The organism is Cellulomonas sp. APG4 (assembly GCF_009996735.1).
In the GTDB taxonomy this organism is placed as follows: Bacteria; Actinomycetota; Actinomycetes; order Actinomycetales; family Cellulomonadaceae; genus Actinotalea.
Map to the genome: position 1 here is coordinate 38,254 of NZ_JAACYI010000015.1, position 18,544 is coordinate 56,797.

The window sequence follows — 18,544 nt, forward strand, 5'->3', positions numbered from 1 at the left end:
GTGGGGGCAAGCCTGCCACCTCGCTCCGACGAGACGTGGGACGAGCCCCTTGCGCGCTGCCCTCAACTGTAGTAAAAACGTCAACGAAACCGATAGTTGAGACTTCAATCAAGCCCGCCAGGGCGAGAAGGGGACACCATGACCACCACCACGCTGCCCGCCGGCCTCACCACCGGCACCTGGAACGTCGACGCCTCGCACAGCTCGGCCTCGTTCACCGTGCGCCACGCCGGCATCGCCAAGGTGCGCGGCACCGTGGCCATCACCGAGGGCACCATCGTCATCGGTGAGGACCTCGCGTCGAGCTCGGTCACGGCGACCCTGGACCCCGCGACCATCGACACCAAGGACGCGAACCGCGACGGCCACCTCAAGAGCGCCGACTTCTTCGACGTCGAGAACCACGGCACCTGGACCTTCACCTCGACCTCGGTCGAGCAGGCCGGCGACGACTACGTGGTCCGTGGCGACCTGACCATCCACGGCGTGACGCGCCCGGTCGCGCTCGCGACCGAGTTCCACGGCGCGGCGACCGACCCGTTCGGCAACGCGCGCACGGGCTTCGAGGCGACCACGGAGGTCTCGCGCAAGGAGTTCGGCCTCACCTGGAACGCCGCGCTCGAGACCGGTGGCGTGCTCGTGGGCGACACCGTCAAGATCGCGATCGACGTCTCGGCCGTCCGGGCCTGACCCCCCACGTCCCCGGCTCTCCCCCTGGCCGGGTGACCACGACGCCGTCGGCGCCCTCGGGCACCGGCGGCGTCGTGCTGCCCGGGACGTGCCGACCGTCAGCCGACGGGCTCCGCACTCGCCTGGCGCGCGGCCTTGCGCCGCTCGTGGAACGCGAGGATCTGCAGCTCGCTCGCCAGGTCGACGGTGCGCACGTCCACGCCGTCGGGCACCTGGAGCACGCGCGGGACGAAGCTCAGCAGGCCCGTGACACCGACGGCTACGAGCCGGTCGCACAGGTCCTGCGCCACCTCCGCCGGCGTCGCGAGCACGCCGATGCGGGCACCCTCACGCCGCACCACGCCCTCGAGCCCGTCGACGTGCTCGACGCGCAGGCCCGCGACGGTGCGGCCGACGACGGCGGGATCGGCGTCCACCAGCGCCGCGACCCGGAAGCCCGAGCCCGCACCCGCCACGTAGTTGGCGAACGCGTTCCCCAGGTTGCCGACCCCGACGAGCACCACGACGAGGTCCCCCGTCACACCCAGCGCCGCCGCGACCTGCGTGGTCAGGTGCTCGACGTCGTAGCCGACCCCCCGCACGCCGTGCGACCCCAGGAACGACAGGTCCCGGCGCAGCTGGGCCGGGTTGACCCCGGCGAGGGCCGCGAGCTCGCCCGACGACGTCGTCGTGACCTCCTGCTGGGCGAGCTGCTCGAGCGCGCGCAGGTAGACGGGCAGGCGCGCGACCGTCGACGCCGGGACCGCCCGCGTCATCCCGTGACCCCGAGCGCCCGGCGCAGCCGCGGCGCCTCCACGCGCCAGAAGGCCTGCTGCACGCCGTCGACCGTCACCACGGGCACGTACTCGCCGTGCCGGGCCACGAGCACCGGGTCGGTGTCGACGTCGACCTCCACCCACTGCTCACCCGCCTCGGCCGCGACCTGCGCGACCACGGGCCGGGCCTCGTCGCACAGGTGGCAGCCGGCCCTCGTGTACAGGACCACGCGGGGTGAGCTCATGGGTCAACCCTAGGCCGGTGACTACAGTGGCCGGGTGGCCGAGCCGAACCGCGTCGCCCCCGACGGCGACCCCCGACGGGCTCCGCAGGACTCGGCCGAGGCCGTCGTCGAGGCCGCGCACGAGCACCTGCGGCCCGCCCGCGTCGCCGCGTTCTTCGACCTCGACAACACGATCATCCGAGGGGCGAGCGCGTTCCACCTCGCGGTGGGTCTGCGCCGCCGCGGGTTCTTCGGGACACGGGACCTGCTGGGCTTCGCCCTGCACCAGTCGCGCTACCTGATGATGGGCGAGAACCTCCGCCAGATCGACCAGGTGCGGGCGCGCGCCCTGTCGATCGTGGCCGGCCGCTCGGTCGCCGAGATCACGGCGATCGGCGAGGAGGTCTGGGACGAGGTCCTGTCGCTGCGCGTGTTCGCCGGGACGCAGGAGCTGCTCACCCAGCACCTGCGCGCGGGCCACCAGGTGTGGATCATCACCGCGAGCCCCGTCGAGATCGGCGAGCTCATCGGCCGCAGGCTCGGGGTCACGGGAGCGCTCGGCACCGTCGCCGAGCACGTCGACGGCTTCTACACCGGGCGCCTGGTGGGCGACATGATGCACGGGCGCGCCAAGGCGCGCGCCGTCGCCGAGCTCGCCGAGGTCGAGCACCTGGACCTCGGCGCGTGCTACGCCTACGGCGACTCGACGAACGACGTCCCGATCCTGTCGAGCGTGGGCCACCCCGTGGCGATCAACCCCGACGCACGGCTTCGCCGTCACGCGCGCGCGGCCGGGTGGCCCGTGCGCGAGTTCCGCGGACGGCGCCGCACCGCGGTGCGCCGCAGCACGCACGCCGCGAGCCTCGCGGGCGGCGCCTGGGCCGCGAGCCTCGTGATCCGCGCGGCCCGGCGCGCGCTCCAGCGCTGACCGCGCCGACGGCGGTGACGCCTCAGGCGGTCCGCAGGCGCAGCATCGACCACGAGACGGCCGGGAGCTCGACCCGCACGCGCCCGTCCTCGGCCGCGGCCGTCGCGTTCGGACGCGGCACGAGCGAGTCCTCGTCGTCGGCGCTGCTGCGCGCGTGGACGTCCGGGTTCGCGAGCGTGACCGCCTCGACCACCTCCACGCGACCGAACGCCCGGAGGTCCACGTCGAGCGTGAGTGGCCCGTCGACCGAGCGGTTGACCGCGAACACCGTGATCGCCCCCGACTCGTCGTCATGGGTCGCGACCGCGTCCAGCAACGGGGTCTCGCCGAACTTCGCGGTCTGCGTCGTCGGCGTGCGGACCTCGGGTCGCAGCACCTGACCTGCCGCGTGCCGCGACGTCAGGGCGAACGGGTGGAACGTGGTCTGGCGCCACACGCGCCCGTCGGGCTCGGTGACGATGGGGGCGATCACGTTGACGAGCTGGGCGAGGCTCGCGGCGTGCACGCGGTCCGTGTGCCGCAGCAGCGAGATCAGCAGGTTGCCCACGACGACGGCGTCCGCGACGTTGTAGCGGTCCTCGAGCAGCGCGGGGGCCACCGGCCAGTCCTCGCGCGGCGGGGCCGACGGGCCCGAGTTCATGTACCAGACGTTCCACTCGTCGAACGAGATCGCGATGCGCTTGTCGACGCCGCGCTCGGCGCGCACCGAGTCCGCGGTGTGCACGACGTCGTCGATGAAGCGGTCCATGTCGAGGGCCGACCCCAGGAAGCTCGCGAGGTCCCCGTCCTGCTCCCAGTAGTAGGCGTGCGCCGAGACCATGTCCACCAGGTCGTACGTCTCGCCCAGCACGGTGCGCTCCCACGCGCCGAAGGTCGGCATCGCGCGGCCCGAGCTGCCGCACGCGACCAGCTCGACGTCACGGTCGACCATGCGCATCGCGCGCGCGGTCTCGGCTGCGAGCCGGCCGTACTCCGCCGCCGTCTTGTGACCCACCTGCCACGGCCCGTCCATCTCGTTGCCGAGGCACCACAGGCGGATGCCGTGCGGCTGCTCGCTGCCGTGCGCGCGCCGCAGGTCGGACCAGTGGGTGCCACCGGGCACGTTGCAGTACTCGAGCAGGTCGAGCGCCTCCTGGACGCCGCGGGTCCCGAGGTTGACCGCCATCATCGGCTCGACGCCCGCCTTGGTGCACCACCGCACGAACTCGTCGACACCCACGGTGTTCGGCTCGGTGGTGTGCCAGGCCAGGTCGAGGCGGCGGGGACGCTGGTCCACCGGGCCGATCCCGTCCTCCCAGCGGTAGCCCGAGACGAAGTTGCCGCCTGGGTAGCGCACGGTCGAGACACCGAGCTCGCGGACCAGCGCGAGCACGTCGCCGCGGAACCCGTCCGCGTCCGCGCTCGGGTGCTCGGGGTCGTGGATGCCTCCGTAGACGCAGCGGCCGAGGTGCTCGACGAAGCTGCCGAAGGTGCGTCGCCGGACGGGGCCGACGGTGAAGGCGGGGTCGAGGACGACGGTGGCCTGGGACATGCGGCGGACTCTCCAACCTGCGGGGCACGGGGCGGCAGTACCCACACTGCCAGGGTCCGACGCGGCCGTGAGACCGACGGCAGACGCCTCTGCATCGATGTAGAACAGCGAGTGCTCACGCTCCCAGCAGCGCGTCCGGCTTGTCAATCGACCAGGACGGCGGCCCGTCCCGGGACGCCGAAGGGCCCGGCCGTGACGGCCGGGCCCTTCGGGGAACGTGACTACTTCTTGTTGCGGCGCTGGTGGCGCGTCTTGCGCAGCAGCTTGCGGTGCTTCTTCTTGGCCATGCGCTTGCGGCGCTTCTTGATGACGGAGCCCACGGGTCCTCGCAGTCTGATCGGGTCTGCGCGGACCGCTGTCAGTGCCGACGACGTGCCGTCGTCCGGCTCGGCAGGACCCCGCGCGCGGAAAAGTCCGTCGCCCACTCTACCCGGTCCCCCGCGTCGACGCGGAACGACGGGTGCCGGGCTCAGGAGCTCAGGCGGCCCTCGCCCTCGCGGCGCTCGTCGACGGGCTCCTCGAGGTGCTCGACGGACGACGTCGCGAGGAAGGCGTCGAGCGCGTCCTGCGGCACGCGGAACGAGCGCCCCACGCGGACGGCGGGCAGCTCACCACCGTGCACGAGGCGGTAGACGGTCATGCGCGAGACGCGCATGAGCTCGGCGACCTCGGCCACCGTGAGGTAGCGCACCCGCGGCTGGGGCCCGTTCTGCATGACGCCTCGCTCCGACTGTCCGTGGGCGCACGGCCCGCGGTGCGTGGCCCTGCGCCGCGCACGTGAACCCTAGGGCCTGGAGGGACGCGAGTGAAAGGGCGCGACCTCTGCGACGCATGTGACATCACCCGAACAGCCCCGTCGGCGTCGGGTCAGTCGTAGAGGGGGTCGAGGTCGTACCAGTCGAAGACGGCCTGGCGCGTCGCCAGCACGGTGCGGTCGACGTCGTCGGCGGGGTCGTACCCCTCCGACCACGCGCGCGGGCGGCGCAGGTCGGGCTCGTCGCTCATCGTCAGCGGCGCCTCGAGCCCCAGGCGCTCGTGCACGAGCACGCGCCAGGCCTCGGGCACCGGCGCCACCGGGTCGAGAGGGCGGTGGGCAGCGATCGCCACGAGGTGCGTCCACACGAGCGGCACGACGTGCGCGACGGCGTACCCGCCGCCGCCGAGCGCCAGCCAGCGTCCGCCGCTCACCTCGTGCGCGAGCTCGTGCATCGCCTCGATCCCGACGCGCTGGGCCTCGACCGAGACGTCCAGGTGGGTGAGCGGGTCCTCGCCGTGCGCGTCGCACCCGTGCTGGCTCACGACGACGTCGGGCGCGAACGCGCGCACGAGCGGCACCGCGACCGACTCCACAGCACGCAGCCACCGCGAGCCCGACGTGCGGAGCGGCAGGGCCACGTTGACCGCGCGGCCGCGGGCGTGGGCGCCGCCCACGTCGTTCGCGTGCCCCGTGCCGGGGAAGAGGGTGCGGCCGCTCTCGTGCACCGAGACCGTCAGCACGCGGGGGTCGTCCCAGAACGCGCGCTCGACGCCGTCGCCGTGGTGCGCGTCGAGGTCGACGTACGCGACGCGCTCCGCTCCCTCGTCGAGCAGGCGACGGATCGCCGCGACGGCGTCGTTGTACACGCAGAAGCCCGACGCGCGGTCCCGCATCGCGTGGTGCATCCCGCCCGCCACGTTCACGCCGTGCAGCGCCCGGCCGGACCACACGGCCTCGGCGGCCGCGACGCTGCCCGCGACGATGCGGGCGGCCGCCTCGTGCATGCCCGGGAACACCGGGTCGTCCTCGGTGCCGAGACCGTGCGGCACGTCGGGCTCCCCCGTGCGCGAGGCCGCACGCACCGCGGCGACGTACGCCGGGTCGTGCGCGAGGGCCAGCACGTCGTCGGGCGCCGGGGCGGCCCCCACCACGCGCACGCCCGGCGCGTCGAGCAGTCCGAGCGCGTCGGCGAGCGCGAACGTGAGCTCGAGCCGGACCGGCGCCATCGGGTGACCCCGGCCGAAGTCGTAGCCCAGCATCTCGGGCGACCACACCACGTGCGCCGTGGTCTGTCCGGGTGGGCCCATGGGTGCACGCTAGCGCCCGGCGACCGGCCGTGGCGCGTGCGGGCCCGTGGCCGTGGGACGTGCCAGAGTTGCCTTGGCGCGCAGCAGCTCGTCGACGGCCCCGGGAAGGAGCGGCGTGGAGGTCCCCCGTCCGTTCCTGCTCGCGCGCGAGAAGGTCGACCAGGTCGCCCGCCAGTCGCCCGCCCGGCTCGCCCTCACGGTGTTCGCGAGCGTCATCGCGGTCTTCACGGCGCTGCTCCTGACGCCCCAGGCCACGGCGTCGGGTCGGAGCGCCCCCTTCGCGGACGCGCTGTTCACCGCGACGTCGGCCGTGTGCGTCACGGGTCTGGTGACCGTGCCCACGGGCACCTACTGGTCGGGGTTCGGGCAGGCCGTGATCCTCGCGGGCATCCAGGTGGGCGGCCTGGGCGTCATGACGCTCGCCTCGCTGCTGGGCATGGCCGTCTCGCGCCGCATCGGGCTGACGCAGCGCCTCCTCACGGCGTCGGAGACCAAGACCGCGCGCCTCGGCGAGGTCGGCTCGCTCGTGCGCGTGGTCATCCTGACCTCGCTCGTCCTCGAGGTCGCGATCGCCGTCGTGCTCGTGCCGCGCTTCCTGACGCTGGGCGACAGCCTGGGCGACGCGCTGTGGTACGGCGTCTTCTACGCCGTCTCGGCGTTCAACAACGCCGGCTTCGTGCCGACCGAGGAAGGGCTGATGCCCTACGTCGGTGACTGGTGGATGGGCCTGCCGATCATCCTGGGCGTGTTCATCGGGTCGCTCGGCTTCCCGGTGATCCTCAACATCGCCAACCGGGGCCGTGACGTCGCGCGCTGGAGCCTGCACACCAAGCTCACGCTCGCCACGTCAGGGCTGCTCGTGCTCGCGGGCAGCGTGCTCATCGGCGCGTTCGAGTGGCGCCGCGACGAGACGTTCGGCGGCCTCGACCTGCCGACCAAGATCCTGGCCTCGCTGTTCGCCGGGGTGATGCCGCGCTCGGGCGGGTTCTCGACCGTCGACACGGGCGAGATGCACGAGGCGACGTGGCTGCTCACCGACGCGCTCATGTTCGTGGGCGGCGGCAGCGCCTCGACCGCGGGCGGCATCAAGGTCACGACCCTCGCCGTCATGCTGCTCGCGATCCTCGCGGAGGCACGCGGAGACCAGGACGTCGAGGCGTTCGGTCGCAGGGTCCCGCGCGACACCCTGCGCCTGGCCGTCGCCGTCGTGTTCATCGGCGCGTCCACCGTGCTGGTCGCGAGCCTGTTGCTGCTCGAGATCACCGGGTGGACGCTGGACGTCGTGCTCTTCGAGGTGCTCTCGGCGTTCGCGACCGTGGGGCTGAGCACCGGCGTCACCGCCGACCTGCCCGAGACTGGCAAGTACGTCCTGACCGCGCTCATGTTCGTGGGGCGCACCGGGACCATGACCGTGGCGGCGGCCCTCGCCCTACGCGACCGGCGCAGGGTGATCCGCTACCCCGAGGAGAGGCCGATCATTGGCTGACACGCACCGCCCCGAACCGTCGAGCCTGCTGGGCGCGCTCGAGGTGCCCGTCGACGAGGGCGTCCCCGTCCCGCAGCCGCGACCTCGCGGCCGGGACAAGGACGCCGACAAGCGCGATGCGGGCGTGCTGGTCATCGGGCTCGGCCGGTTCGGCTCCTCGATCGCCCTCACGCTCGAGCGCCTCGGGCACGAGGTGCTCGCGGTCGAGCGTTCCCCCGAGCTCGTGCAGCACTACACGGGCCGCTTCCCGCTCGTCGAGGCCGACGCGACCAACCCCGAGGCCCTCGTGCAGCTCGGTGCGCGCGACTTCGGCGTCGCCGTGGTGGGCGTGGGGACGTCGCTCGAGGCGAGCGTGCTCGTCACGGGCAACCTGGTGGACCTCGGCACGCCCCAGATCTGGGCCAAGGCGATCTCGAGCGAGCACGCGCGGATCCTGCACCGGATCGGCGCCCACCACGTGGTGCTCCCCGAGGCCGACGCCGGCAACCGGGTGGCCCACCTCGTCTCGGGCAAGCTCCTCGACTACATCGAGGTCGAGGACGGCTTCACGATCGTCAAGATGCGTCCGCCGCGCGAGACGCAGGGCTTCACCGTGGGTCAGTCGCAGATCCGCAAGAAGTACGGCGTGACGGTGATCGGCGTGAAGCCCCCGGGCGAGGACTTCGTCTACGCGACCGAGGAGACCCGCATCTCGGGCAACGACCTGCTCATCGTCTCGGGCCACGCGGACCTGCTCGAGCGCTTCGCCGCGCGTCCCTGACCCGCGGCGGGTCAGGGACGCGCGGCGCGGCCGCTCAGGTCACCGCAGGGACCACCTGCCCCTCGGTGCCGCGCGGACGGTGAGGGTCACGGTGTCCTCGCTCGTCGCGAAGCGGTCGTCACCGCCGTAGCGCACCGTCAGCTCGTGCCGCCCGGGCGCCAGGCCGTCCGTGAGCACGGCGGCCAGGCCGATGCCGAGCACCACGGGACCCTCACCGATCACGTCGTCGCCCGCGAGCACCTCGATCCGGCCCGACGGACGATCCCACAGGCGGACCCGCTCGTCGGACGAGATCCTGGCGAGCACGAGGGCCGGCCAGCCCTCGCGCACGGACCCCGGGACCACCTGGGCGCGCACGCTGGTCCCCGTGAGCGGGGCGAGCACCGTCACGACGGCCTCGGCCCGCACCGAGACGCCGTCGGCGAACCGCCCGCCCACGGTGAAGGTGCCCGGCGCCGCGTACGCCGTCGGGTCCACCGCGTCCCACGTGACCGCACGCTCCTCGGTCGCCCCGTCGCCGAGGGTCACGGCGACGGCGCCGGGGAGCACGGGCGCCTCGCCCACGTCGACCGTCACCTCGACGGGCGCGGCCGAGACCACGAGCGCATCGGGCTGGTACGCGGCCAGCAGCCTGTCGTGCTCGGCCTGCGTGATCGGCAGGACGGTCCCGTGCCGCGGACTGCTGGGCAGCTGCGCCGTCGGCACCGAGGTCCACTCGCCGGACGACAGGTCGTCGGTTTCGAACGCCATGTAGCCCTGCCCGCCGTGGTACGACGGCTGGTCCATGAACAGGTACACGTGCGACGGGTCGGCGTTGTCCCGGAAGACGAGCGGTCCCTCACCCTGCGTGAAGGTCCCGCCCCACGGGTTGGGCTGCCCGGTCCCCACCTGCTCCGCGACCAGCTGCCACGGGGACGACGTCGTCGTGGGCAGCGTGCCCTCGACCGTGGCGTCGAGCTCGGGCGACCGCTCCTGCCGGATCGTCATGGACGCCTCGTCCTTGAGGAACCGGTGGTAGGTGTCGCCGTCGCGGATCACCGTCGCGTCGATCATCCCTCGGCCCGCGCCGCGCCGGACGTCGACCCACGGCTGCGGGTCGCTGAACGTCACGAAGTCCCGCGTGGTGGCGTACATCATCCGGTTGTAGGTGGTGCCGACGTCGCGACCCGCCTGCTCCGTGGACGGGTAGAGGTTCGACGCCCAGTACACGACGTAGTGGCCGGCCTCGGCGTCGTAGAACGCCTCGGGCGCCCACGTGTTGCCCGCGTACGCCGACGAGACCTCGACGGCGCGCTCGTCGGTCCACGTGACGAGGTCCGTGGACTCCCACACGACGATGCTCCGGCTGCCCCGCTCCTGCGCGGAGCCGAAGTCGTAGCGGCCGTAGCGGTCGTGCATGTTGAGGTCCGTCGCGATGAGGAAGAACCTGTCGCCCTCGGGCGAGCGGAGGATGAACGGGTCGCGCACGCCCTCCTCGCCCACCCCGGACCGCAGCACGGATGCGCCGTCGTTGAGCTCGCGCCAGCGCAGCGGGTCGTCGCCCCTGCTGACGGAGAAGTACACCTCCTCGAACGTGGTGTCCGTCTCGCCCTTGAAGTAGGGGAAGAAGTACGCCTCGAGGTCGTCGAGCTCCACCGCCGGCTGGACGAGCAGGGTGAAGGTGCGGCTGTCGGACACCTCGCCCTTCGCCGCCACGACCTCGAGCACCACCTCGACCGGGGCCGAGCCCGGCGCGGGACGCGTGACCTCACCCGTGGTCGTGACGACCGCGGGCGCGCTCGACGCCCACGTGAACGACGTGCCGTTCTCACCCTCGGCCGGGAGCGTGACGTTGCCGCGCACGTCGTCGGCGTTCGGGATGTCCAGGGCCGCGAGGTCGCGCGCGACGGACGTCGCGTCGTCGGCCTCGCCGTACGCGTTCTGCAGCGCGCGCCACTCCGCGGCGGTCACGGGGAGCACCGTGCCATGGCGGTACCGGCTCGGGAAGGAGTACTCGCCCTCGGCGACCATCTCCCACTCGCCGGTGGACAGGTCCGTCGTCGTGAACGGGACGTAGCCGCGGCCGCCGTACTCGTCGATGAACATGTACCAGCGCTCCTCGGTGTTCGACCTGAACACCAGGGGGCCCTCGCCGCGGTCGATGCCGGGGCTCGTGGCGGTCCCGGCGCCGATGCAGTCGGCCACGAGCTCGTAGTCGGTCGAGCGCAGGTCCGCCGACCGCTCGCCCGTGATGAACTTCGAGCAGGGCGTGCTCGAGGTGTTGTTCCGCTCGTCCTTGGTGTAGCGGTAGTAGACGCCCTCGTGCTCGACGACGGTCGAGTCGATCACCGAGTAGCCCGGGTCGATCCACACCTGGGGCTCGCTGAACGTGCGGAAGTCGCGCGTCGTCGCGTACATCATCCGGTTGTGCGTGCTGCCCGCGTGGTCGGGGTCGTCGTCGGCGTAGAGCTTGGACGCCCAGAACACGACGTACGCCCCGATCGACTCGTCCCAGAACGCCTCGGGTGCCCACGCGTTGCCCGCCTCGGACGGCGCGACCTCGGCCACCCAGCTCTCGGACCACGTGACCAGGTCGGTCGACTCCCAGACCACGATGTTGCGGCTGCCGTGCCGCTGGACGTCGTCCCAGCTCCCGCTCGAGGAGTTCCACATGCGCAGGTCGGTCGCGATCTGGAAGAACTTGTCACCCTCGGGCGAGCGGATGATGTACGGGTCACGCAGGCCCATCTCGCCGCTGCGCGAGACCATCACCGGCTCACCGTCGTTGAGGTCGGTGTACGCGAGCGGGTCGTTCCCCTCGCTGAGCGCGAAGTAGACCTGCTCTCCGTCCTCGAGGCCCTCACCCAGGAAGTGCGAGAAGAGGTAGCCCTCGTAGTCCGCGCGCTCGGGCAGCGCCGGGACCGTCGCGGGCAGCACCCGCGTCACCGACGCCGTGCCGACCGTCACGGTCGCGGTGAGCTCGACGACGACGGCGTCCTCGCCGGTCGCCGGGCGGGAGACCTCACCCGTCGGTGTGATCACCTCGGGCACCGAGCTCTCCCAGGCCACCGAGCTGCCGTCCGGGCCGCCGGTGGGCAGCGTGAGGTTGCCGCGGACGTCGTCGAGGTTCGGCACCGTGAGGGCCGCAGCCGCGGCCTGTGCCCTGGTCGTGTCGTCGAGCTGGGGCAGCACCGTCACCTCGAAGTCCTTGGTCGCGGTGGCACCGCGCTGGGAGAGCGTCGCGGTGAGCGTCGCCGTCGCCGGGTCCTCCCCCGCGGCGGGCCGGGTGACCTCGCCGGTCGCGGTGACCACTCCCGCGTCGGACGTCGCCCACGTCACGCTCGAGCCTCCCGCACTCACCGCGGGGAGGTCGAGGTCCGCCTCGACCGCCGACGTGTCGCCGATCGTGAACGCGGCGACGTCGGCCGCGAGGGCCGCAGCCGCGTTGGCCGCCGTCAGCTCACCCACCTCGTCGGCGCCCAGCGCGCGGTCGTAGATGCGGAAGTCGTGCACCGAGCCCTTGAACAGCGGGTCGCCCGGGTAGACCGAGCGGCCGATGAAGTTCTCCGTGGTGCGGCCGTCGCCGATGCTGCCCGGCGTGAGGGTGAGGTCCGTGCGACGTGCCACCTCGACGCCGTCCTCGTAGAGCACGGCCGTGCCGCCGTCGAGCGTGTAGGTGAGGTGCTTCCAGACCCCGCGCGCGAGGTTGCGCGGCGGCGTGGTCTCGAGGTTCTGCTCGGTCGACCAGTTGCCCGAGGCGATCGCCGTGCGCAGCGGGTTCGCCTCCGCGAACAGGTAGCCGTCCCCCGCGGAGCCGGTCGTGTTGCCGAGCCCGTAGATGAAGTGGACGCCGCCGAGCGACGGGTCGACCTTGACGTCGAACGCGACGGTGATCGCGTCGAGGCCGGCCATGACGTCGTCGGGCAGGTCGACGTAGTCGTCGACGCCGTCGAGGGTGATCCCCGTGGCGTCGACGGTCGCGCCGCCGACGACGGTCCCGTCGCGGCCCGCACCCGACAGGTCGGGCACGGTGGTGCCGTCGAGCGTGTCGAGCGCGTAGTGCAGGACGAGGCCGTCGGACGAGGGCTCTGCCACTGCAGCGGTGGGCACGGCCGCGGCCAGTCCGGCGGCCAGCGCGAGGGACGTCGCAGCGGCGACGAGGGGCCGCCGGGTGAATCCTGAGGCGGACGTGGGATCAGCGGGCCCGCGGGCCCGTCGGTGAGAGAGGATCATCATGCTCCAACGCTCGGCAAGGGTGGGGAGTCGCCCGCAGGGGGCGTGGTTCGGGATCTCCTTCCTGGTCACGTCCGGCTGTGGCCGCCGCACGTCGGGAGGGGGCAACCTCCTGGCGTGCGGTGCCGCGTCCGAGGGCGGGAGACGGGGTGGTCGGGCGCTCGGGCTCCGTCACATGGCGCTGTACCGAGGGCCGAGAGCGCGGTCCGCCGCGGCGTCACGTGCGTCCTCCTCGTCGCGCGCCCCTCGGCCACGACCTGCCCGAACACCCGCGACGTCGCGGGTTGGCGGGCGGTCCGTGTGACCGGACGAGTCGTCCTCGACCCGTCGACGCCAATTGTTAGCGCTCACAACGGCGCTCACAAGACGCCCAGGTCACATTCCGATAACGCCGTGCAACGCGACGCGTGCGGAACCGCTCCCACTCGCCGCCTGCCGCTCCCGGCCGCGCTCGCTCAACGGTTCGCCCGCGGTCGGCACTCGCTCAACGGGTCACCCGCGGTCGTGCCCAGCTCAACGGGTCACCCGTGGTCGCGTCTCGCTCAACAGGTCGCCCGCGGTCGGCACTCGCCCGCGCGGTCCGCCCATGCGGTGCGCGTGACGAGAGTGGCCCTCGGGGCGGCTGGGTGGACTCCCGCGCCTCACGGGGCACGCCCGTCACACGCCCCGCGTGGGCCGACCGCGGCGCGCGTGGGCCGACCGCGGCGCGCGTGGGCCGACGGCGGCCGGCACGGGAGTCCTTCGGCGTGCGGCAGCGACGTGCCCCGGACGCCGTCGTCTCGGCAGCAGGCCGGGTGCAGGGACGCACGAAGGCCCCGGAGGGTGTCCGGGGCCTTCGTGCGACGCGTGGGGCGTCGGGCCGGCGGGGTGGGCCGCCGGTGCGTGGGGTCAGCGACCGCCGGCGGCGCGACGCTTGTTGAACACGTCGAACGCGACGGCCAGGAGCAGCACCAGACCCTTGGTGACCTGCTGCACGGACTGGTCGACGCCCATGAGCTGCATGCCGTTGCTCATGACCGCCATGATCAGACCGCCGATCATCGCGCCTGTCACGCGGCCCACGCCGCCGGTCACCGCGGCGCCACCGATGAAGCACGCGGCGATCGCGTCGAGCTCGAACATCTCGCCGGCTCCCGGCTGTGCACCGTTCATGCGCGAGGAGAACACGATGCCGGCCACCGACGCGAGGAAGCCCATGTTCACGAAGATCGCGAAGTTGACCTTGCGCACCTTGACGCCCGACAGCTGCGCGGCGTTGAGGTTCCCGCCGATGGCGTAGACGTGGCGCCCGAAGACGCTGCGCTGGGTCACGAGCGAGTACACGATGATCAGGATCGCGAGCAGGATCAGCACGTTCGGCAGGCCACGGCTCTGCGCGAGCTGGTACGCGAACCACATGACGACGGCGCCCACGACGACGATGCGCAGGACGAACAGCGGCAGCGCCTCGACCGCCTGCTGGTAGCGCAGGGCTCCCTGACGGTTCCGCCACGCGCTCACCGCGTAGCCCACCACCGCGATGCCGAAGATCAGCAGGGTGAACACGTCGTAGCCGTAGCCACCGAGCAGGCCGTTCTGGAAGCCGTTGGCGATCTGGTAGTACGTCCCGCCGAACGGCGAGAGCGAGATGCTGTCGAGGACGAGCCAGGTCAGCCCACGGAACAGGAGCATGCCCGCGAGCGTCACGATGAACGCGGGGATACCGACGAAGGCCACCCAGAAGCCCTGCCAGAGCCCGGCGATCAGGCCGACCACGATCGCCGCGAGCACACCCATCCACCAGGGCATCCCCTCGCGGACCACGACCGTCGCCGCGACGGCTCCCGTGAGGGCCACGAGGGAGCCGACCGAGAGGTCGATGTGACCCGCGATGATCACGATGACCATGCCGATCGCGAGGATCAGGATGTAGGAGTACTGCAGGACGATGTTCGTCAGGTTCCCGGGGCTCAGGAAGTTGGGGTGCAGGAACGAGAACAGGGCCACGATCGCCACGAAGGCGATCATGATCCCGCTCTGCCGCAGGTTGCGGGTGGCGATCTCCCGCAGGGAGGCGATGGCGGTCATCGGGCCGTTTCCTTTTCCATGGTCATGAGCTCCATCAGGCGCTCCTGGGTGGCACCCTCGGCGGGGACCTCGCCGGTGATCCGGCCGAAGGCGAGGGTGTAGATGCGGTCACACGTGCCGAGCAGCTCGGGCAGCTCGGAGGAGATGACCACGACCGCCTTCCCGGCGGCGACCATCCGGTTGATGATCGTGTAGATCTCGTACTTGGCCCCGACGTCGATCCCGCGCGTGGGCTCGTCGAGGATCAGCACGTCGGCATCGGTGTAGATCCACTTGCTCAGGACGACCTTCTGCTGATTGCCGCCCGAGAGCTTGCCGACGACCGAGAGCACGCTGGGAGCCTTGATGTTCAGGTCCCGGCGGTACTCCTCGGCGACCTTGAGCTCCTCGTTGCCGTTGACCCAGCCACGACGCGCGAGCTTGCCCAGGCCCGCGGCGGAGATGTTGCGCCGGATGTCCTCGATGAGGTTGAGCCCGTAGCGCTTGCGGTCCTCGGTCGCGTACGCGAGCCCGTGCGCGATGGCCTCGGAGACCGACCGCAGCCTGATCTCCTCGCCGCGCTTGTAGACGCGGCCCGTGATGTTGCTCCCGTAGCTGCGCCCGAACAGGCTCATCGCGAGCTCGGTGCGCCCCGCACCCATGAGGCCGGCGATGCCGACGACCTCACCCTCGCGCACCGTGAAGCTCGCGTCCTCGACGACGACGCGCTCGTGCTGCGTGGGGTGGTGCACCGTCCAGCCCTCGACGCGAAGCATCTCCTCGCCGATCTGAGGCGTGCGCTCGGGAAAGCGGTGCTCGAGGTCGCGGCCGACCATCCCGCGGATGATGCGGTCCTGCGTGGAGGCAGGGTCCTTCATGTCGATGGTCTCGATCGTGCGACCGTCGCGGATGATGGTCGTCCGGTCGGCGATCTCGGCGATCTCGTTGAGCTTGTGCGAGATCATGATGCAGGTGATGCCCTGGGCGTTGAGCTGCCGCAGGAGCTCGAGCAGGTGCTCGGAGTCGTTGTCGTTCAGGGCCGCCGTGGGCTCGTCCAGGATGAGGAGCTTGACCTCCTTGGACAGCGCCTTGGCGATCTCGACGAGCTGCTGCTTGCCCACGCCCAGCTGGCTGATGGGCGTGACGGGGAGCTCGGCGAGCCCGACGCGCTCGAGCAGCGCCGCCGCCTCGGAGTTCGCCTTGTGCCAGTCGATGAGCCCTGCGCGGCCGCGGGTCTCGTTGCCGAGGAAGATGTTCTCGGCGACCGACAGGTACGGCACCAGCGCGAGCTCCTGGTGGATGATGACGATGCCGCGGTCCTCGCTCGCGTTGATCGAGCCGAACCGGGCCTCCTGGCCCTCGAACACGATCTCGCCGGTGTAGGTGCCGTGCGGGTACACACCCGACAGCACCTTCATGAGGGTCGACTTGCCGGCGCCGTTCTCGCCGCAGATGGCGTGGATCTCACCGCGCCGCACCTCGAGGGTGACGTCCTGGAGCGCCTTGACGCCGGGGAACGTCTTGGTGATGCCGCGCATCTCCAGAATGTTGTCGCTCATGCGACGGGTCCTCACTGCTCGGGGCCGGGAACCCGGCCGTCCGGTGCGCCCGGCCCGGCGGAGGGGGACCGCCGGGCCGGGCGCGGGTTCACGTCAGCCGATCACTCGGCGACGCCGGACTCGACCTCCTCGGCCGTCCAGTAGCCCGAGTCCACGAGCAGCGACTGGATGTTGTCGGCGTAGACGATGTCCGACTCGAGCAGGTACGAGGGGACGACCTTGACGCCGTTCTCGTACGTCTCGGTGTCGTTCGCCTCGGGCTCCTCACCCTGCAGGTATGCCTCGGCCGCGACCACGGCCTGCTCGGCGAGCTTGCGGGTGTCCTTGAAGATCGAGGCGAACTGCACGCCGTCGGCGATGAGCTTGACCGAGGCGATCTCGGCGTCCTGACCGGTCACGACCGGCAGGCCCTCGGCGATCGTCGGGCCCATGCCCACGCCCTGGAGCGCGGTGATGATGCCGCGCGACAGGCCGTCGTACGGCGAGAGCACGCCGTGCAGCTCGGTGCCGTCGCTGTACGACGCGGTCAGCAGGTCCTCCATGCGCTTCTGCGCGGTCTCCTGCTGCCAGCGCAAGATCGCCGCCTGCTCGATGTCCATCTGGCCCGACGGGACCACGAGCGTGCCGTCGTCGAAGTACGGCTGGAGGGTGTCCATCGCGCCCTTCCAGAAGAAGTGCGCGTTGTTGTCGTCGAGCGAGCCCGCGAAGAGCTCGACGTTGAACGGACCGGTCGCGTCGCCCTCGGAGCCGTCCTGGTTGAGCAGGCCGAGGCCCACCAGCAGCGAGGTCGCCTGCTGCACGCCGACGTTGTAGTTGTCGAACGTGACGTAGAAGTCGACGTTCTCGCTGTCGCGGATGAGCCGGTCGTACGAGATGACCGGGATGTTCGCCGCCGCGGCCGCGTCGAGCTGGCTCGTCAGCGCCGTGCCGTCGATCGCCGCGATGATCAGCGCCTTGGCGCCGTTGGTGATCATCTGGTCGATCTGCTGCGACTGGGTCGGGATGTCGTCGTTGGCGAACTGGAGCTCGACCTCGTAGCCCGCGTCGGTGAGCCCGGCCTCGACGGCCTCGCCGTCGGCGATCCACCGCTCGGAGGTCTGGGTCGGCATCGAGACGCCGATCAGGCCACCTTCCTCGACGGTGCCCGAGTCGCCGCCGGCGTCGGTGTCACCGCTCGTGTCGCCCGCGCCGCCGCCGCCGCACGCGGCGAGGCCCATCGCGAGCGTGATGCCCGCCGCGACCGCGGCGAACTTCCTGGTGCTCATGTCTCCTCCTCGAGAACTGTCTTCCTGTGGGGGCTGGCCCTGGATCTCCACGGCCGGCCGAGCGACCTGACCTTCGACCGGCCAGGAAGTGCGTGGGTCTACTCGACCCGGACCACCTCGACGCCCTCACGGCGCAGACGGGTGATCTCGTGCATCGGGGCCGAGGCCCCGGTGAGCACGGTGTGGACGGCCGACGCGTCGACGACCTTGCCCAGGTGGGCCTGACCGAGCTTCGAGCCGTCGCACACGACGACCGCGCGCGCGGCGGCCCGGACCATCTGCTGCTTGACCTCGGCCTCGGGGAGGTTGAGGTTCGTGACCCCGTGCTCCGCGTCCACGCCGTTGCAGCCGATGAATGCGAGGTCCGCCCGCAGGCCGCCCAGCAGCACGTTGGCGAGCGGGTTCACGAGCGAGTGCTGGAGCCTGCGGAGCGTCCCGCCGGTGACGACCACGGTGAACCGTCCGATCGCGGCCTCGAGCTCGAGGGCGATGTTGAGCCCGTTCGTGATGACCGTGACCTGGTCGAGGTCCGCGCGGGCCACGAGTGCGCGTGCGACGGCCGTGGTCGTCGTCCCGACGTCGAGGATCACGCTCATCCCCGACGACACGAGCGAGGCGGCATACTCGCCGATGCGCTGCTTCTCCCCCGCGTACTCGACCAGGGCCTCCTCGAAGGAGGGCTCGGTGCGGCTCGAGCGGGCGGGTGCCATCGCGCCGCCGCGGACGCGCCGCAGGCCGTGCGAGAGCTCGAGGGCGGCGAGGTCCGCGCGCACGGTGACCTCGGAGATGCCGAAGGCCTCGGCCAGCTCCGTGACGCGCACGAAGTCGCGCTCGGTGACCTGCTGCAGCATGCGTTCACGCCGCAGGTTCACCGGCAGGACCTCGGTCTCCTCATTGAGCACGGGACAACTGTGGAGGAGGCTTCAACGCTGCGTCAACTTCCTGAAGTCAACTTTTGATTGCGAAATCATAACGTCCGACACATTCGCCCTGACGAGGCAGAGTCGAGGCGCACAGCGCGTCA

General features: G+C 71.7%; 15 protein-coding genes. 4 read left to right on the forward strand and 11 right to left on the reverse strand.

All coding sequences use genetic code 11. From position 1 onward, the window contains the following. Positions 1–138 precede the first annotated feature (138 nt). Complete coding sequence (locus tag GXB85_RS11930) at positions 139–690, forward strand: YceI family protein (RefSeq protein ID WP_161917878.1); 552 nt, start codon at positions 139–141, stop codon at positions 688–690. Between the two features lie 98 nt (positions 691–788). Here GXB85_RS11930 and GXB85_RS11935 read toward each other — a convergent pair whose 3' ends face one another. After that, positions 789–1,445, reverse strand: a complete 657-nt coding sequence (locus tag GXB85_RS11935; RefSeq protein ID WP_161917879.1) for a redox-sensing transcriptional repressor Rex — start codon at positions 1,443–1,445, stop codon at positions 789–791. Beyond that, positions 1,442–1,690: a glutaredoxin family protein gene (locus GXB85_RS11940; RefSeq protein ID WP_161917880.1), complete on the reverse strand. Its 249-nt coding sequence runs from the start codon at positions 1,688–1,690 to the stop codon at positions 1,442–1,444. The genes GXB85_RS11935 and GXB85_RS11940 overlap by 4 nt, the downstream gene beginning before the upstream one ends. A 34-nt stretch (positions 1,691–1,724) precedes the next feature. Here GXB85_RS11940 and GXB85_RS11945 point away from each other — a divergent pair, with 34 nt between their 5' ends. After that, entirely contained in the window at positions 1,725–2,597 is an 873-nt protein-coding gene (locus GXB85_RS11945; RefSeq protein WP_370524200.1) for an HAD family hydrolase, read from the forward strand. A gap of 22 nt (positions 2,598–2,619) precedes the next feature. On the opposite strand, the gene GXB85_RS11950 is transcribed toward GXB85_RS11945, so the two are convergent. From GXB85_RS11950 to GXB85_RS11965, 4 genes are all read right to left on the reverse strand, one after another. Next, complete coding sequence (locus GXB85_RS11950; protein ID WP_161917881.1) at positions 2,620–4,128, reverse strand: alpha-N-arabinofuranosidase; 1,509 nt, start codon at positions 4,126–4,128, stop codon at positions 2,620–2,622. A 221-nt stretch (positions 4,129–4,349) separates the two neighbouring features. Next, the gene (locus GXB85_RS11955; protein ID WP_003792170.1) at positions 4,350–4,448 is read right to left on the reverse strand and encodes a 30S ribosomal protein bS22; all 99 of its coding nucleotides are present in this window, start codon (positions 4,446–4,448) and stop codon (positions 4,350–4,352) included. Between the two features lie 149 nt (positions 4,449–4,597). Beyond that, positions 4,598–4,843: a helix-turn-helix domain-containing protein gene (locus GXB85_RS11960; protein WP_161917882.1), complete on the reverse strand. Its 246-nt coding sequence runs from the start codon at positions 4,841–4,843 to the stop codon at positions 4,598–4,600. Between the two features lie 152 nt (positions 4,844–4,995). Then, a complete protein-coding gene (locus GXB85_RS11965) occupies positions 4,996–6,192 on the reverse strand; it encodes an acetoin utilization protein AcuC (protein ID WP_161917883.1) in 1,197 nt (398 codons plus the stop codon). 115 nt (positions 6,193–6,307) lie between these two features. On the opposite strand from GXB85_RS11965, the gene GXB85_RS11970 reads away from it, so the two are divergent. Both GXB85_RS11970 and GXB85_RS11975 read left to right on the forward strand, forming a co-directional pair. After that, positions 6,308–7,678 carry a potassium transporter TrkG gene (locus GXB85_RS11970; RefSeq protein WP_161917884.1) on the forward strand — a complete coding sequence of 457 codons (1,371 nt, stop codon included), beginning with the start codon at positions 6,308–6,310 and terminating at the stop codon, positions 7,676–7,678. 124 nt (positions 7,679–7,802) lie between these two features. Continuing rightward, positions 7,803–8,438, forward strand: coding sequence for a TrkA family potassium uptake protein (locus GXB85_RS11975; protein WP_370524209.1), 636 nt, complete (start codon positions 7,803–7,805; stop codon positions 8,436–8,438). A 39-nt stretch (positions 8,439–8,477) separates the two neighbouring features. Here GXB85_RS11975 and GXB85_RS11980 read toward each other — a convergent pair whose 3' ends face one another. From GXB85_RS11980 to GXB85_RS12000, 5 genes are all read right to left on the reverse strand, one after another. Continuing rightward, positions 8,478–12,653, reverse strand: a complete 4,176-nt coding sequence (locus tag GXB85_RS11980; RefSeq protein ID WP_161917885.1) for an immunoglobulin-like domain-containing protein — start codon at positions 12,651–12,653, stop codon at positions 8,478–8,480. Positions 12,654–13,538: 885 nt separating this feature from the next. After that, positions 13,539–14,717 carry a multiple monosaccharide ABC transporter permease gene (gene mmsB / locus GXB85_RS11985; RefSeq protein ID WP_161917886.1) on the reverse strand — a complete coding sequence of 393 codons (1,179 nt, stop codon included), beginning with the start codon at positions 14,715–14,717 and terminating at the stop codon, positions 13,539–13,541. Continuing rightward, positions 14,714–16,255: a multiple monosaccharide ABC transporter ATP-binding protein gene (gene mmsA, locus GXB85_RS11990; RefSeq protein WP_161917887.1), complete on the reverse strand. Its 1,542-nt coding sequence runs from the start codon at positions 16,253–16,255 to the stop codon at positions 14,714–14,716. The genes mmsB and mmsA overlap by 4 nt, the downstream gene beginning before the upstream one ends. Before the next feature lie 101 nt (positions 16,256–16,356). After that, positions 16,357–17,520 carry a multiple monosaccharide ABC transporter substrate-binding protein gene (gene chvE / locus GXB85_RS11995; protein ID WP_161917888.1) on the reverse strand — a complete coding sequence of 388 codons (1,164 nt, stop codon included), beginning with the start codon at positions 17,518–17,520 and terminating at the stop codon, positions 16,357–16,359. A 98-nt stretch (positions 17,521–17,618) separates the two neighbouring features. Next, complete coding sequence (locus GXB85_RS12000; RefSeq protein WP_370524201.1) at positions 17,619–18,422, reverse strand: DeoR/GlpR family DNA-binding transcription regulator; 804 nt, start codon at positions 18,420–18,422, stop codon at positions 17,619–17,621. Positions 18,423–18,544 lie beyond the last annotated feature (122 nt).

Bases quoted from the DNA above. Each gene is read 5' to 3' on its own strand.
- GXB85_RS11980 (WP_161917885.1), bottom strand. From the start codon at position 12,653: ATGATGATCCTCTCTCACCGACGGGCCCGCGGGCCCGCTGATCCCACG.
- GXB85_RS11965 (WP_161917883.1), bottom strand. From the start codon at position 6,192: ATGGGCCCACCCGGACAGACCACGGCGCACGTGGTGTGGTCGCCCGAG.
- GXB85_RS11940 (WP_161917880.1), bottom strand. From the start codon at position 1,690: ATGAGCTCACCCCGCGTGGTCCTGTACACGAGGGCCGGCTGCCACCTG.
- GXB85_RS11935 (WP_161917879.1), bottom strand. From the start codon at position 1,445: ATGACGCGGGCGGTCCCGGCGTCGACGGTCGCGCGCCTGCCCGTCTAC.
- chvE (WP_161917888.1), bottom strand. From the start codon at position 17,520: ATGAGCACCAGGAAGTTCGCCGCGGTCGCGGCGGGCATCACGCTCGCG.
- GXB85_RS11930 (WP_161917878.1), top strand. From the start codon at position 139: ATGACCACCACCACGCTGCCCGCCGGCCTCACCACCGGCACCTGGAAC.
- GXB85_RS11960 (WP_161917882.1), bottom strand. From the start codon at position 4,843: ATGCAGAACGGGCCCCAGCCGCGGGTGCGCTACCTCACGGTGGCCGAG.
- mmsA (WP_161917887.1), bottom strand. From the start codon at position 16,255: ATGAGCGACAACATTCTGGAGATGCGCGGCATCACCAAGACGTTCCCC.
- mmsB (WP_161917886.1), bottom strand. From the start codon at position 14,717: ATGACCGCCATCGCCTCCCTGCGGGAGATCGCCACCCGCAACCTGCGG.
- GXB85_RS11950 (WP_161917881.1), bottom strand. From the start codon at position 4,128: ATGTCCCAGGCCACCGTCGTCCTCGACCCCGCCTTCACCGTCGGCCCC.